Source organism: uncultured Dialister sp. (genome assembly GCF_900541605.1).
Lineage (GTDB): Bacteria > Bacillota > Negativicutes > Veillonellales > Dialisteraceae > Dialister.
The window spans coordinates 1-14,436 of record NZ_UQKJ01000049.1 but is presented as its reverse complement, the minus strand read 5'-3'; the positions used below and the strand labels follow the sequence as shown (position 1 = coordinate 14,436).

General features: G+C 53.0%; 12 protein-coding genes. 3 read left to right on the top strand and 9 right to left on the bottom strand.

Annotation, left to right across the window (positions count from 1 at the left end):
• The first annotated feature begins 287 nt into the window (after positions 1 to 287).
• Complete coding sequence (rpmB, locus tag QZR21_RS04970) at positions 288 to 479, top strand: 50S ribosomal protein L28 (protein ID WP_296098709.1); 192 nt, start codon at positions 288 to 290, stop codon at positions 477 to 479.
• 406 nt (positions 480 to 885) lie between these two features.
• On the opposite strand, the gene QZR21_RS04965 is transcribed toward rpmB, so the two are convergent.
• The 3 genes from QZR21_RS04965 to QZR21_RS04955 all read right to left on the bottom strand — a co-directional run bounded on the left by QZR21_RS04965 (position 886) and on the right by QZR21_RS04955 (position 5,005).
• Positions 886 to 2,394, bottom strand: a complete 1,509-nt coding sequence (locus tag QZR21_RS04965) for a DUF697 domain-containing protein (protein WP_296098711.1) — start codon at positions 2,392 to 2,394, stop codon at positions 886 to 888.
• A gap of 110 nt (positions 2,395 to 2,504) precedes the next feature.
• Positions 2,505 to 3,230 (bottom strand): SDR family NAD(P)-dependent oxidoreductase, encoded by a 726-nt coding sequence (locus QZR21_RS04960; protein WP_296098713.1) that lies wholly within the window; start codon positions 3,228 to 3,230, stop codon positions 2,505 to 2,507.
• A gap of 374 nt (positions 3,231 to 3,604) precedes the next feature.
• Positions 3,605 to 5,005 carry a divergent polysaccharide deacetylase family protein gene (locus tag QZR21_RS04955; protein WP_296974064.1) on the bottom strand — a complete coding sequence of 467 codons (1,401 nt, stop codon included), beginning with the start codon at positions 5,003 to 5,005 and terminating at the stop codon, positions 3,605 to 3,607.
• A 148-nt stretch (positions 5,006 to 5,153) separates the two neighbouring features.
• On the opposite strand from QZR21_RS04955, the gene QZR21_RS04950 reads away from it, so the two are divergent.
• A complete protein-coding gene (locus QZR21_RS04950; protein ID WP_296098716.1) occupies positions 5,154 to 6,107 on the top strand; it encodes a D-2-hydroxyacid dehydrogenase in 954 nt (317 codons plus the stop codon).
• 204 nt (positions 6,108 to 6,311) lie between these two features.
• Here QZR21_RS04950 and QZR21_RS04945 read toward each other — a convergent pair whose 3' ends face one another.
• From QZR21_RS04945 to QZR21_RS04920, 6 genes are all read right to left on the bottom strand, one after another.
• Positions 6,312 to 6,962, bottom strand: a complete 651-nt coding sequence (locus QZR21_RS04945) for a coenzyme F420-0:L-glutamate ligase (RefSeq protein WP_296098717.1) — start codon at positions 6,960 to 6,962, stop codon at positions 6,312 to 6,314.
• A complete protein-coding gene (locus QZR21_RS04940; RefSeq protein WP_296098720.1) occupies positions 6,962 to 7,519 on the bottom strand; it encodes a hypothetical protein in 558 nt (185 codons plus the stop codon). The genes QZR21_RS04945 and QZR21_RS04940 overlap by 1 nt, the downstream gene beginning before the upstream one ends.
• 7 nt (positions 7,520 to 7,526) lie before the next feature.
• Positions 7,527 to 8,300 carry a glutamate racemase gene (locus QZR21_RS04935; protein WP_296098723.1) on the bottom strand — a complete coding sequence of 258 codons (774 nt, stop codon included), beginning with the start codon at positions 8,298 to 8,300 and terminating at the stop codon, positions 7,527 to 7,529.
• A complete protein-coding gene (locus QZR21_RS04930) occupies positions 8,300 to 8,716 on the bottom strand; it encodes a thioesterase family protein (RefSeq protein ID WP_296098725.1) in 417 nt (138 codons plus the stop codon). The genes QZR21_RS04935 and QZR21_RS04930 overlap by 1 nt, the downstream gene beginning before the upstream one ends.
• 391 nt (positions 8,717 to 9,107) lie before the next feature.
• Positions 9,108 to 9,413: a hypothetical protein gene (locus QZR21_RS04925; RefSeq protein ID WP_296098727.1), complete on the bottom strand. Its 306-nt coding sequence runs from the start codon at positions 9,411 to 9,413 to the stop codon at positions 9,108 to 9,110.
• Positions 9,413 to 10,336 (bottom strand): LysR family transcriptional regulator, encoded by a 924-nt coding sequence (locus tag QZR21_RS04920; RefSeq protein ID WP_296974058.1) that lies wholly within the window; start codon positions 10,334 to 10,336, stop codon positions 9,413 to 9,415. Before QZR21_RS04920 ends, QZR21_RS04925 begins: the two co-directional genes overlap by 1 nt.
• Positions 10,337 to 10,769: 433 nt before the next feature.
• Here QZR21_RS04920 and nifJ point away from each other — a divergent pair, with 433 nt between their 5' ends.
• Positions 10,770 to 14,291: a pyruvate:ferredoxin (flavodoxin) oxidoreductase gene (nifJ, locus tag QZR21_RS04915; protein ID WP_296974069.1), complete on the top strand. Its 3,522-nt coding sequence runs from the start codon at positions 10,770 to 10,772 to the stop codon at positions 14,289 to 14,291.
• Positions 14,292 to 14,436: the final 145 nt, after the last annotated feature.

Here is a 14,436-nt window from a genome sequence, read left to right as displayed (position 1 = left end):
GGCGGAAACAACAGATGGAAAGCGCCGCAGGCGAATCAGTTTTCCTAGAAGCTAGCAGCCAGAAGCTAGAAGCTAGAAGCTAGAAGCTAGAAGCTAGAAGCTAGAAGCTCCATGCGAATGACTCTACCCGTAAGCGCCGAACATTGTAGCTCTACAAACCACAATTCTCTATTTTCATTATAATTCCATAATTCATGAAATTCCATGGCGCAAAATACTTGCTTAAAAAAAGCAATTGTGATATATTATGAATGTTGCAATTGCGGAAGTGCAAGGAGGTGTAGCACATGGCTAATTATTGTGAAATCTGCGGCAAGAAAACCGCTACGGGATTCAACGTATCCCATTCCCATCTGAAAACAAAGAGAACCTGGAAGCCGAACATCCAGAGAGTTCGCGTATTAGTAGACGGACAGGTCAAGAGAATGAATGTCTGCACTCGTTGCCTTCGTTCTCATAGAGTAAACAGAGATATCTGATTTATCTGCATTTTCGGCCGGCATATGCCGGCTTTTTTGCATGGCTGGATTCTGGTATGCTGATGGGGCACGTCATTGGGAGCGGAAGTTTCCAGAAAAACTGATCAGCCTGCGGCGTTTTTTCCTGATATTTCCGTCAGTTATTCGTGCCGTAGGCTGGCCAGCTTTCCTAGAAGCCAGGAGCTAGCAGCTAGAAGCCCCCGCACGAATGACTCTATCCATCAACATAAAAAACCGCCCGCAAGGCCTGTGACCTTGCGGGCGGTTTCTTTATCTTCCCTTCACCCAGGGATGATTGGAACGCCGATGATGGATACGGCGCCGCCCCCAGGGGGAGATTCTCCTTCTAACCACCGGTCCCTGCTGTTCTTTATCCAGATCCGACAGGTCTGGTGCTTTTTCTTTTTTATTCGCTTTTAGTTTTGTCGTCAGCGGGAGAAGGAGCTTCTTCAGCTTTTTCAGGATTTCCATCGGTTTTTCCTTCTTTCCCGGCCTTTTCTGCTTCTGCTCTTTTCTGGGCCGCCCGCTCTTCGATTTTCGCCCGGTATTCTTCTGCCGTGGTCTGGATAGTCACCTTTGCCTGGCCAGCCGCTTCCACAGCAGCTTCCTTATAGCGGGTTGTGGTTTCTTTCATGGTATTCGACAGCTCCTGGGCCTTTGCCTGGGCTGTTTCCGCCTGCTGCCGGGCCTGGACCTGCAGCTTGGCCGCCTGGATTTTTGCTTCCTGCATCTGGACCCGGGCCTGGGCTTTCAGTTTTTCCGATTTCAGTTTCATCTGCTGGGACTGTACTTCAGACTGCCGTTTCATTTCTTCCGACTTCTTCTGGAGCTCATCCATCTGTACCTTGGCCTGGTTTCTCAGTTCGTCCGCCTTTTTGGAAGCATCCTTCCGGAATTCCCGGGATTTGATGCGGGCAATGGCCTGCAGGTCCCGAGCTGTCTTTTCCGCTGTTTCCTGGGCCACTTCGGATGCACCGAGGGCCGTGTATTTCGCCTTGTCGATCTGCTCATCGGTGACCCCTGCTTTTTTCAGGGCTTCCACCAGTTTGCTGCCGAGGATACCGGCGGATTCCGTCAGCTGCTGGGCCAGATGGTCCACCGCTTCGTGGGCCTTTTCCGGATACACGTCGTCCCAGCTCTTCTTCAGCTCTTTGGTGAAATCCTTCTTTTCATCGCCCAGGGGTTCATCTTTCTTCGGGTTTTCTTCCAGTTCCTTTTCTTCCTTTTCTCCTTCTGCCTTTTCTTCTTCAAAGACAGCGCGGTACGGTTTCGTATCGTCCGGCATACCATCCTTGATCCACTTCTGGGCCGCTTTGCCGATACCGTAGGTCACGGATACGCCGATGGGAATCTGCATGAATGTCAGGGGAATGAGGGTGGCCAGGGTGGAACCTACCACCGTAGCGCCAAGGGAACCGATGAAAGAGAGCACTGCCTTCTGGTTCAGCTCTACGCCGTAGACGGAGCCGATTTTGGAAATCATGTAGACTTCATTGGCCACGAGGGCAGCGGTGCCGAGGAGCGGCGCTGCCACGATGACTCCGGCCCGGGCGGAAGCCCAGCGAATCAGACTTTCCGCTTCCTTATCCCTGTCATCGATGATATTGATCTCCAGGTCCGCCTCCGGCGTATCCAGAGAACCCTCTTCATGGTCCTCCGGCTTCTCCGCCGGAAGTCCGGCTTCTGCTTTTTCGGCCGGAAGATCGGGTTCTGCCTTTTCCGCAGGAACCTTTGGTTCTTCTTTTTCCATGGGAAGACCGGCTTCCTGTTTTTCAGCCGGTACCTTCGGTTCCTCTTTTTCCGCCGGCGGCATGGTTTCCGCCTTTTCCACCGGCGGTTTTGCCTCTACCTTGACTTCCGGAGCCGACTCCGGACGAACTGCCGGTGTTGTTTTCATTTCTTTATCTTCGCTCATAGAAACCTCCTTGCCCGGTCTGGCGGGGCTTTCAACCATAAGTCAATTATATATTTCTATTATACCGAAAATGAATCAAATTCACCATATTTTCCATGATTCTGTCATTATTACCAGTCCGTGAGGCCTCCGTCCACCGGAATGGCGGCGCCGGTGATGAAGGATGCCTTCTCGGACAGGAGAAACGCGATGACCTCCCCCACTTCCTCCGGTTTTGCGATGCGCATGAGGGGATACCATTCTCCCATTTCTTTCCGGCTTCCGCCGTAGTCGTGGATCTGCTTTTCCAGAAGCGGCGTATCCACATCCCCCGGGCACACCACGTTGGCCCGGATATCTTCTACCGCCAGTTCCAGGGCCAGGGACCGGATGAAGGAAATGAGGGCCCCCTTCGTGGCCCCGTAGAGGCTGCACTGTACATTTCCCTGGAGCCCTGCATCGGAGGATACGGCCACAATGCTTCCTTTCGTTCCTCTCATAAAGGGAATGGCCGCCCTGGCCAGTTTCATGGCGCCGAACACATTGACATCGAAGAAATGGGCGATTTCCTCATCCGTCGTATTTTCCAGCAGTTTTTCTTCGTAAATGCCGGCAGACAGGACGAGCCCCTGCAGCTTTCCCAGTTCAGCAGCCGCCTTCACTGCTTTTTCGCAGTCATCTGCTGACGTGGTATCGCCGGGCACGTAGACACTTCCGGGTACCGATTCCGCTGCTTTCTTTCCCCGCTCTTCATTCCGGCCAAACAGGATGGGACGGACTCCCTCCCGGGCCAGGATTTTCGCAGCAGCCAGGCCAATGCCGGAGGTGCCGCCGGATATAAGGACTGTCTTAATCATATACTGCTCCTTTGGGAATGTATGAGATAATGCCAATTGCGGTTTGTCGAGTTGTTGGAAATTTACCGTTTGGCATACTGACGGTTGGAGTCATAGCCTTGAGCTTTGAGCCTTGGGCCTTGAGCTGTCCAGCCGCTTCGCGGCAGATTTGCATGCTTACGGGTAGCGTCATTCGCATGGAGCTTCTAGCTTCTGGCTGCTAGCTGCTAGGAAAGCTGATCCGCCTGCGGCGCTTTCCATCTGTTGTTTCCGCCAGTCATTCGTGCCGTAGGCTGTCGAGCCTTCCTAGCAGCCAGGAGCTAACAGCTAGAAGCCCCGCACGAATGACTCTATCCATCAGCGCCGCCCAACAGCTCGATAAACGAGCCCCTGACTCATTTTGCCAGGGATGATACGTACACAAACTGGATACCTTCCGCCTTCAGCTTCGGTACCATCTGGCGGAATGCTTCTGCCGTCTTCGGGCGGCAGTGGCCTATGATGACATAGGTACCGTATTTCTCAGCTCTGTTTGCCGCTTCCCGGATCATGGCGGAAATGGCGGCCACATCGGCTTCATTATCCACGAAGAGATCATTTCTCACATAGGGTACGCCATAGGCAGCCGCTGCCCCATCGGCGGCGGTGGTAGAATTCGTACGGCTGTCGAAGAAGAAGAGATGACGGTGGTGAAGTTCGTTCATCACCACATCCATGGTGCGTCTGTCAATGGTGGCTTTAGAGCCCTGGTGGTTATTGATTCCCACGGCTTCCGGCACCTGGGACAGGGAATCCTTCAGCATGGATCGGATAGCTTCATCGGACATGGAAGTAAGAATAACCTTCTGTTCCATGCCGATACCGGACACGGACTCCATAGGCTGGTGCAGGATCACCGGCAGCCCATGGGCATGCCAGGACAGGGCAGCGTCCCTTGTGTGGACCTGGTTCGGCATGACAGCCAGTGTGAGCGGTATGCCCATGGATTCATAGACATGCTGGGATGCCAGGTCCCGGCCTGCATCGTCGATGACAACGGCCAGCCAGCCTTTCACGGTGGATGGGGTATTCGGCTTTGGTGCTGCTGCCGGGGCCGCTGCTTTCACTGCCACCGGAGTTCCATTTCCTTTAGAGCCCCTGGAAACAGCAGATGAACCGGTGCTGCTCCCTTTGGCAGAGGAGCCAGCGGAAGCAGAAGCGGCCTCTTTACTGTCTTTAGAAGAAATGACTTTGGAACTGCCATTGGACGCGGATGCCTGGGAAGCCCTGGAAGCGGTCTCCTTTCCTGCAGGAGCAGCGCCGCCAGACCGGGATGCCACCACAGTCTTTGTTTCGCTGCCGGTTTCTGCTTTATCAGCAGGAGAGGACTCACTTTTCCCTGTGATTTTGGAAACGATGGCAGGCAGGCTGAAGGAAGCGGTTTTCTCTTTTGCCGGGGCTGTCCCGGTGTCTGTCTTGCCTGCTGCCTTTGCGGTACTGGAAGAAGCGGCGGGTACCTCATCGTCCGCCTTTACATTCACCGTGACCACCTTATCCATGGCGGCTTTGATTTTTTCCTTTACGCTTTCCGGGGTGCCCTGGTCTTCCTTCGGCACAAGGCCCTGCATTTCCTTATCGTTGAAAAGGTGGCCGATGGTAGTCACATTCTGGGCCACCTGAGAGTCCGGGGCGTTCGTCATGCGGTCTGTCATATAGGCAGCCCCCATAATGAGAGCCAGGAAGAAGAAAAGCACCATAAAAGGGTGGCCTCCCCTTCTCCGAAGGGTCCGGGACTTTGTATTTTTCCTGCGTGTCATAATCTTTCCTCATTTCATGGAATGAATGGCGAATTTATTTTCTATATTATATCATACCCCCTGCCATCCCATGGATAGCCTCCGCCATATGCCTCTTCCTTTCCATCATGATATAATAGAGAAAATTGAAATCACTGAGGAAGAGAGGATGATTGTAATGAAACTGGTCGTTGTAAACAAACTGTCCGATGAAAAAATCAAGGCTCTTCAGGAAGCGGTGCCGGGATCCATCGTGGAAGCCTATAAGTCACCGAAGGAAGCGCTGCCCCATGTGGCCGATGCCGATGCCATCGCCCTCTGGGGTTTCCAGAACGTGGAGCCCCTGCTGCAGGCAGCCCCTGATGTGCGGTGGGTCCATTCTCTGTCAGATGGCGTAGAAAAACTGCTGACCCCCAGCATGATGAACCGCCCCATTATCCTCACCAACTCCCACGGCGTCCATGACCGGGCCGTGTCGGAACACACCATGGCCCTGCTCCTGGCCTGGTTCCGCCGCATTCCCGATGCCGTCCGCAGCCAGTCTGCCCATGAATGGGTGCGTCCCCACGGAGAGTCCCTCTTCGGCAAGACCATCCTCATCGTAGGATTCGGCGGCATCGGCCGCGCCATCGCCCAGAGGGCCAAAGTCTTCGAGACCCATATCCTGGCTGTGAAGAAACACCTGTCCAAGGAACTCTTTGCGGACCATGTGTATACCCAGGAAGAAATCATGGATGTCCTGCCGAAGGCGGATATCATCATTGCTGCCCTTCCATCCACACCGGAAACGGAAAACTTCTTCGATGCGAAAAAATTCAAGGCCATGAAACCTTCCGCCCTTTTCATCAATATTGCCCGGGCCTCTGTGGTAGATGAACCGGCTCTCATCGATGCCCTGCAGAGTAAAACCATCGCCGGCGCCTGCATGGATGTGTTCTCCAGGGAACCCCTGCCGCCGGACCATCCTTTCTGGGACATGAAGAACGTCATCATGACCCCCCATATCGCCTCCATGGTGCCGGATTTCTGGAATAAGCTGACCTATCTTCTGGAAACCAATTTCATCGCCTTCAGCCACGGTGAAAAGCTGCTGAACGAAATCGATAAGAAGAAGGGATATTGAGATTAAGAATTAAGAATTAAGAATTAAGAATTAAGAATTGAGATTTGAGATTTGAGATTTGAGAGTTGATGTTCTGCGTCTTCGCCGCAGGCGAACCGGCTTTCCTAATTGCTAAAAGCCCCGCCCCCAATGATTCCATCCAAATTCGCCATCTCCCAAAATAAAAAAACTCCCCGGAAAAATCCGGGGAGTTTTTTTATTGTCTTATTTACCCATGGCGTCAGTGAAATTCTTGATGATGACGATTGGGGTCTTCTGGTTATCGTTGCCGAAGGGGTTATCGATAAGGATCTTCGCAATCTGCTTCGGGTCCAGTCCTTTACTCTTGCCGAGGACCGCAGCCCGCTTCAGGTCATTCACGTCAGCGATGACGGCGCCGTAGGCACCGGTGGCTGCTTTAATCTTTTCGCATACGTTATCCGTATCTGCCGGCCCGTACACAAGGCACTTATCGAAGGGCGGCATGGTACCGGTGACATCATCGATAAGGGATGCCTGGCGGCAGCGGGCATAGAAAACGCCGTTCTTGCCGAAAATTTTAGCAACAGCACCGAGGATGAAGGAGAAGAGCATATTCCACTTGCCCTCTTCGTCCATGGCGGCCTGCATGCCGTAAATGCTTGCCATGGAACCGGCGGATGGTACGAAACGGTTCATGAGTCTTGCCTGCCAGCATACATTCAGTTCTTCCGGCCGCACGTAGCGGTTCTGGGTGATGGCTACCACCGATTCTGCGGAGCACACGATGTCGTGGTCCGTAATCTGGTCGCCGGCATATTCCTTAATGGCTTCCACGATATTGTCGTGGTGAGTGAGAATTCTGGTATGAATCGGTACGAGTTCAAGTTCTGCCATTATTTTCTCACCTCCGTTGTGTATTCATAGAGAGCATTCTGCAGCTCTTCCCGGGTAATTACGATTCTTGTCTTTGCATAGTAGTAGTCACTTCTGGCTACGACCTGGTAAATGATATCCATGCCGAATTCCGGGAATGTTTCCAGGTCCCGGAGAATGCTTTCGCCCTTTCCTTCAATGTCCAGGGTAATGAGGAATTTCTTTTCCTTACCGGGGTCAAGGATGAAGGCCTGCCAGTAATCATCGTCCCTGGGGGTATCAAAATCCGTCAGGTGGCCGGTAACCCGGGCTTTATCGTACTGTTCAAAGGGAATGTAAATGCGGACAAAGGCATCCATAATGGTACCCAGCTGTTTGCCCACATTTTTGATGGGGATGGTAAAAGACAGGGTCACATGGCGCATACCCATGGACTCCACCTTCAGCGGGGTCCTCTTGGATTTCAGCATCCGGAGCACACAGTCCCCTTTAATTACAGCCACTGCCCAGTAGGCAATAAAGCCGAGGCAGATAAGAAGGACAATGACTGCCACAATTTTCAGCACTAACAACAACATTCTTCGCTCACACTCCTAAAAGATTTGTTTTTTCTACGGTTACCAGCCCGAAAAGCCGCTGCACCAGAGGCGCTGCATGGGTCAGCTCATCGGTGAAACAGAAATGGCTTGTCCCCTTTTCCCCGGCCAGGGCATCGGAGGCCTTCAGGATGTCCATCCCCTTCTCCACCGTTGGAAGGGCAGGGTCAATGAATGGGACTCCCGGCAGGGCTTTCCGGAATGCTTCCGGTGCCAGGGGATAATGGGTGCAGGCCCAGTAACCGGCATCTATACCTAATGCATGATACTCCTTTGCGGCCTCGAGTACAAGGGAAGAAATGAAATTTTCCTCTTTTCCCTGCTCAATGGCTGCCGCCACTCCGTCGCAGGGAACCTCTACCAGCTCCACATGGGGGAATTTCTTTTCCAGATAATTTTTATGGGCATGGGTACGGATGGAAGCAGGGGTAGCAAAGATGCCAAGCTTTTTCGTCTCCCCTGGAAGGTCGATATCCAGGCTCATCTTCACCACCGGCACCGGTCCCTCTGTAAAGGAAGGAGGCACATTGAAGGAAATGGTATTGCAGGCGATGATGATCATTTTTACATTTTTTGAAAGGAGGAACTCCTTGATTTCTCCGGCGAACCGTCCGATTTCTTCCCGGCTCCGTTCACCGTAGGGATTCCGTTTGCTATCTCCCAGAAATACGATACCCTCATCCGGGTACCTTTCATGGAGCACCTTCGCCACCGTGAGGCCTCCTACGCCGGAATCCATGACGCCAATCGGTCTGTTGTCCATTACTCTCTATCCCCTTTGGAAATATCAATGAGCCTGGTCAGCTTTTCCTTTGGGAGCCGCACAATACGGCCAGTCTTCATATCAGTATAGGTATTTACCGTATGGCCGGTGGTGAGAAGGGCTCCCGTCTTCTCCGAAACCACTTCGTAGTCGAAATCCAGCCGCGCCCGGTCCACCCGGCGCAGGCAGGTCTTAATGAGCAGCACCTCATCGTAATGGGCGCTCTGGTGGTACTTCACGTTCACTTCCACGATAGGAAATACGATCCCCTTTTCCATGAGCTCCGTGAGGTCCACGCCCCCTTCCCGGAGATACTCCACCCGGGCCTCCTCGAAGTAGCGGAGGTAATTGGCATGGTGCACCACCTGCATGCCATCGGTCTCATAGAATTTGACTCTTCGCTTATATATATACATAATAGATGACCTCCATATGTGTTTTATTTTACCACAGAATGGAGCTGATTGGGTGGTTGTCATGCTTTCGGATAGAGGCACTCTCACGGGGGCTTCCAACTGCCAGAGGAGCGCCGCAGGCGAATCAGTTTTCCTGATAGGGAAGCACTGATTAAATCGTTGTCAGATTTCATTCTTGGATTTTTATGCACTGCGAGGAATAGCTCGACGCGAATAGCGAGCTATTTAAGAAGAGCTATGACGAAGCAGTGCATAAAAATCCTTATGAAATCTGACTCTGCGAATTAATCAGCGCTTCCCTGGCTAACGGCTGGAAGCTCCACGGGAGTGGCTCTCCCCACCAGCATGCAAATCTTCAATGCAAAAGCCCCGGACCGGAGTCCGGAGCTTCTTATTTGCCATAGGTATCCCATTCCATTTCCATGAGCCGCCAGCTGTGGTCCGCACTGTGCTTCTGGAGCTGCAGGATATCCTTCTGTTCTTCCGTATTCTGGGAAAGGGCTGTTTCTGCTTCCCAGCGGATGTCATTGAGCTGGTCATCGTAGGACGATGACTCGATATTCATCATCCGTTCCTGGAGGTCCGTAATCAGGAACTGCTGGTATACCACCACCGCTGCCAGGACAGCCAGAGCCAGGTAAAAGTGCTTGTCCCGATGCCAGTCCGCTTTCTCTTTCCAGTGATTCAGGGAAATCATTATAACTTCATTTCGTCATCGAGTTTTTTATTTTCATTCAGGAGTGCCAGGTGGTCCTTCGTGAATTCGATCCACAGCCGTGCAGCCCGGGAGAGGAAGCGGCCCTTCTTCCAGATGGCGTAAAGATGGTGAGTCATCCGGGGTTCCGTCATAACCCGGGTCACCACCCTGCTGGTCTCGCTGTTTCTCGGACACAGGCGGGACGGCAGGATAGCCACACCGAGCCCGCTGGCTACGGTCTGCAGCATAAGTTCCCGCTGGCTGGTCTCAAAGACCACCCTCGGTGAAAAGCCGATTTTCTTGCAGTTTGTAAGGATGTCATCGTGCAGGTTGAAATCATCCCGGTACAGCACCAATGGATAATCCGCCAGGAGCTTCATGGGTACTTCCTTGTTTTCTTCCAAAGGATAGCCCTTCGGCATGACCACGCACATTTCATCCTCCGACAGGAAGAACGATTCGAAATCCTTATTCGGAATGGTGCAGATAATACCTACATCAATGATACCTTCCTGCACGGAAGATTCGATGACTTTGGAACCGTGTTCATAGAGTTTGATGGCAATCTGGGGATAGGTCCTCTTGAACTCACCCAGAAGCTTGGCAAAGACATGGGCATCGGTAATGGGAGGAAGGCCGATTTCGATAGTATCCTGCTTCAGCTTGAATTCATTTTCAAAGTCCGATTTCAGGTGTTCGAAGACGAAGAGGCACCGCTTTGCATAGTTGTAGAAAATGGTGCCCGGCGCCGTGATTTCTACGGTCTTTGCATTGCGAATGAAAAGGGTGACACCCAGTTCTTCCTCCAGGGACTTAATCATGCGGCTGATGGCAGACTGGGAAATGTGAAGGTTTCGAGCTGCTTTGCTGAAGCTCTTCTGCTGGGCCACTTCCATGAAGTATTTAAGATGACGGTAATCCATAGGGCGTTCCTCCTGTCCTCTCCGGATATAAACAGGCAGAAGTGCGGTAAATCTGCGGTTTCTGCCGTGAATCCTTGTGCAAAGGTCCTCTTTATTCTATAATGAAGACATGCCTGGCAGGACGAAGCCCGGAAGTCAACTCTTCATGATTTATATAGAAGAAAGTTTGGCCATCTATGCATATTTATCATAGAACTATTGTACATAATTTCCGGCTATCTTGCAAGGGAAGGTTCATGAAAAGGAGCGAGAAAGCGGGTAGTTTCCGCTTTTTCCTATTTTTCAGAAGGATTTTCTTCCATTCCTTCCTTCGAAGGTGGAAAGGTGAACTTTCAGGGTTTCTGTGTGCCCTGATTCCTTTTTCCGATTCATGGGATGGATGGCATTACATTTTTTACAAAGGAGTGTTGATTCTGTGAGAAAAGTAAAAACAATGGACGGCAATACAGCTGCCGCCTATATTTCCTACGCCTTTACAGAAGTAGCTGCAATTTACCCCATTACCCCTTCCTCCCCCATGGCGGAATCGGTGGATGAATGGGCTGCCCACGGCAAGAAAAACCTTTTCGGTGATACGGTGCACGTGGTAGAAATGCAGGCTGAAGGCGGCGCTGCCGGTGCTTTCCACGGTTCTCTCCAGGGTGGGGCACTCACCACCACCTACACGGCATCCCAGGGGATGCTTCTCATGATTCCGAACATGTACAAAGTAGCCGGCGAACTGCTGCCGGGCGTATTCCACATCGCCGCCCGCGCCCTTGCCAACCACGCCCTGTCCATTTTCGGTGACCACCAGGATGTCATGAGCGCCCGGGCTACCGGCTGTGCCATGCTGGCAGAAGCGAATGTCCAGGAAATCATGGACCTCGCCGGCATTGCCCACCTCGCTGCCATCAAGGGCCGGGTTCCCTTCATCAACTTCTTCGACGGATTTCGCACGAGCCATGAAATCCAAAAAGTCGAAGTTCTTGACTACGATGAACTGGCTCCCCTGATTGATCAGAAAGCCCTCGCAGAATTCCGTGCCCGCGCCCTGAATCCGGACCATCCGGTCATCCGCGGCACTGCAGAAAACCCGGATGTCTACTTCCAGCACTGCGAAGCGGCAAACCCCTTCTACAATGCCCTGCCTGATATTGTCCAGGATTACATGGATAAGATTTCTAAAATCACCGGCCGCAGCTATCACCTCTTTGACTACTACGGCACACCGGACGCTGACCGCATCGTTATCGCCATCGGATCCGTCACAGACATCTGCAAGGACGTCACCGACGCTCTCAATGCCCATGGCGAAAAGGTGGGTGTCCTGAACGTCCATCTCTACCGTCCATTCTCCGTGAAACACTTCCTGGAACAGATCCCCTCCACCGTAAAGAAGATTGCAGTCCTCGACCGTACCCGTGAACCCGGCGCCATCGGCGAACCGCTGTATCTGGATGTGGTATCTGCCGTCGCTTCTTCCGGCCGCTCCATCAAAGTCTGCGGCGGACGTTACGGTCTGGGCTCCAAGGATGTCATTCCGGAAGATATCATGGCGGTCTATGAACACCTGAAGGACGAAAATCCGCGGCACAACTTCACCCTGTCCATCAACGATGATGTGACCGGCCTGTCCCTCGCACCGGTACCGGTTCCGGAAATGCCGGCCAAACTGGTATCCTGCAAGTTCTGGGGCTTTGGTTCCGATGGCACCGTAGGTGCTAACAAGAGCGCCATCAAGATCATCGGCGACCACACGAACCTTTACGCCCAGGGCTATTTCGCCTATGACTCCAAGAAATCCGGCGGTGTCACCATTTCCCATCTCCGCTTCGGCGAAGACCCCATCCGGAAACCTTACCTCATCCGGAAGGCTGACTATATTGCCTGCCACCGTCCATCCTACATTTATAAGTACGATCTCCTCCGGGGCTTCAAACCCGGCGGCATTTTCCTCCTGAACTCCCCCTGGAGAAAGGAAGACCTGGACCGGGTACTGCCGGCTTCCATGAAACGGAAACTCGCTGCCCTCCATGCGAAGTTCTACATCATCGATGCCTTCGAAATTGCCAAGAAGATCGGCCTCGGCGGCCGTATCAACATGATCATGCAGTCCGCTTTCTTCCACCTCACCCACATCATTTCCGACGAAGATGCGGTGAAGTATCTGAAGGAATCCAATGAAAAATCCTACGGCCGCAAGGGCCAGAACGTGGTAGACATGAACAACGCCGCTGTGGATGCCGGTATGACCGGTATCGAAGAAGTGGAAATCCCGGCATCCTGGGAACATGCCACCACCGGCGGTTCCATTGCCCGGGTAGCCCGTCCTGATTTCGTAAAGAATGTCTGCGATGTCATGAACCGGCAGGAAGGGGACGATCTCCCTGTATCCACCTGGAAGGGCCTGGAAGACGGTACATTCCCCTCCGGCACCTCCAAGTGCGAACGGCCAGCCGCTGCCATCAATATTCCTGAATGGATTCCTGAAAACTGTATCGAATGTAACCAGTGCTCCGTGGTATGCCCCCATGCCACCATCCGCCCTGTCCTTGTAACGGAAGAAGAAGCGGAAAAAGCACCGGAAGGATTCATTGTGAAGGAATTCCGGGGCCCCGTGAAGGGACTGAAATTCCGCATCATCATCGACCCCGAAGACTGCTACGGCTGCGGTATCTGCGCCAACACCTGCCCTGCTCCGAAGAAGGCTCTCGTCATGAAACCGGCGGAAACCCAGATTCCGAAGCAGAACCTCTGGGACTATGCCATGAGCCTGCCGGCTCGGAAGAACCCGCTGGGCAAGGGCAACCTCAGAAGCGCCATGTTCGAACCGACATACTTCGAGTTCTCCGGTGCCTGCGCCGGCTGCGGCGAAACACCGTACATCAATATGGTGACCCGCCTCTTCGGCGACCGCATGATGATTGCCAATGCCACCGGCTGCTCCTCCATTTACGGAGCCAGCTCCCCTTCCATGCCTTACACAAAGAATGCGAAGGGTGAAGGACCGGCATGGGCAAACTCCCTCTTTGAAGATAACGCAGAATACGGCCTCGGCATGCACCTGGGCGAAGGAAAACTCCGGGACCGCCTGACCGGCAAACTGAAAGCAGCCCTCCCCTCTGCCGATGACACCGTGAAGAGTGCCATCGAAGAATGGCTGGACAAGAAAGATGTGGGCAGCGGCACCAGAGACCGGGCTGATAAGCTCGAAGCTGCTCTCACTGCAGAAGTGGCTGCCCATCCGGAATACAAAGAACTGCTGGACCTGAAAGACCACTTCGTGAAGAAATCCCAGTGGATCTTCGGCGGCGACGGCTGGGCCTACGATATCGGCTTCGGCGGCCTGGACCAGGTCCTCGCTTCCGGCGAAGACGTGAACGTCCTCGTCCTGGATACCGAAGTGTACTCCAATACCGGCGGACAGTCCAGTAAATCTACACCGGCCGCTGCTATTGCCAAGTTCGCAGCTTCCGGCAAGAAGACAAAGAAGAAGGACCTCGGCATGATTGCCGTCACTTACGGATATATTTACGTAGCCCAGATCGCTTTGGGTGCTGATATGAACCAGACCTTCAAAGCCATCAGCGAAGCCGAAGCCTATCCGGGACCGTCCCTCATCATCGCCTACGCCCCCTGCATCAACCATGGCCTGAAAGCAGGCATGGGCAAATCTTCGGAAGAAGAAAAGAGAGCCGTCGAATGCGGCTACTGGTGCAACTGGCGCTACAACCCCCAGCTCCTGGAACAGGGTAAGAACCCCTTCCATCTGGACAGCCGGGAACCAAAGGGCAACTTCCGTGAATACCTCATGGGCGAAGTCCGCTTCGCTTCCCTGGCAAAACTCTTCCCCGACAAGGCAGAAGAGCTCTTCGAAAAGACCGAAAGAGATGCCCGCCAGCGCAGGGAAAACTACGTCCGCATCCAGAAATCCTACGACATGGAACTGGCTGCGAAGGCAGAAAAGAAATAATCGTTCCTTAGGGGTATGACAAAAAGGACTGTGAGCAATCACAGTCCTTTTTATTGCAGGAAAATGGCCGCACTGCCAATTTCAGTATTGCGAGCTGTTAGGGCGATGCTTACGGATAGAGTCATTCGTGCGGGGGCTTCTAGCT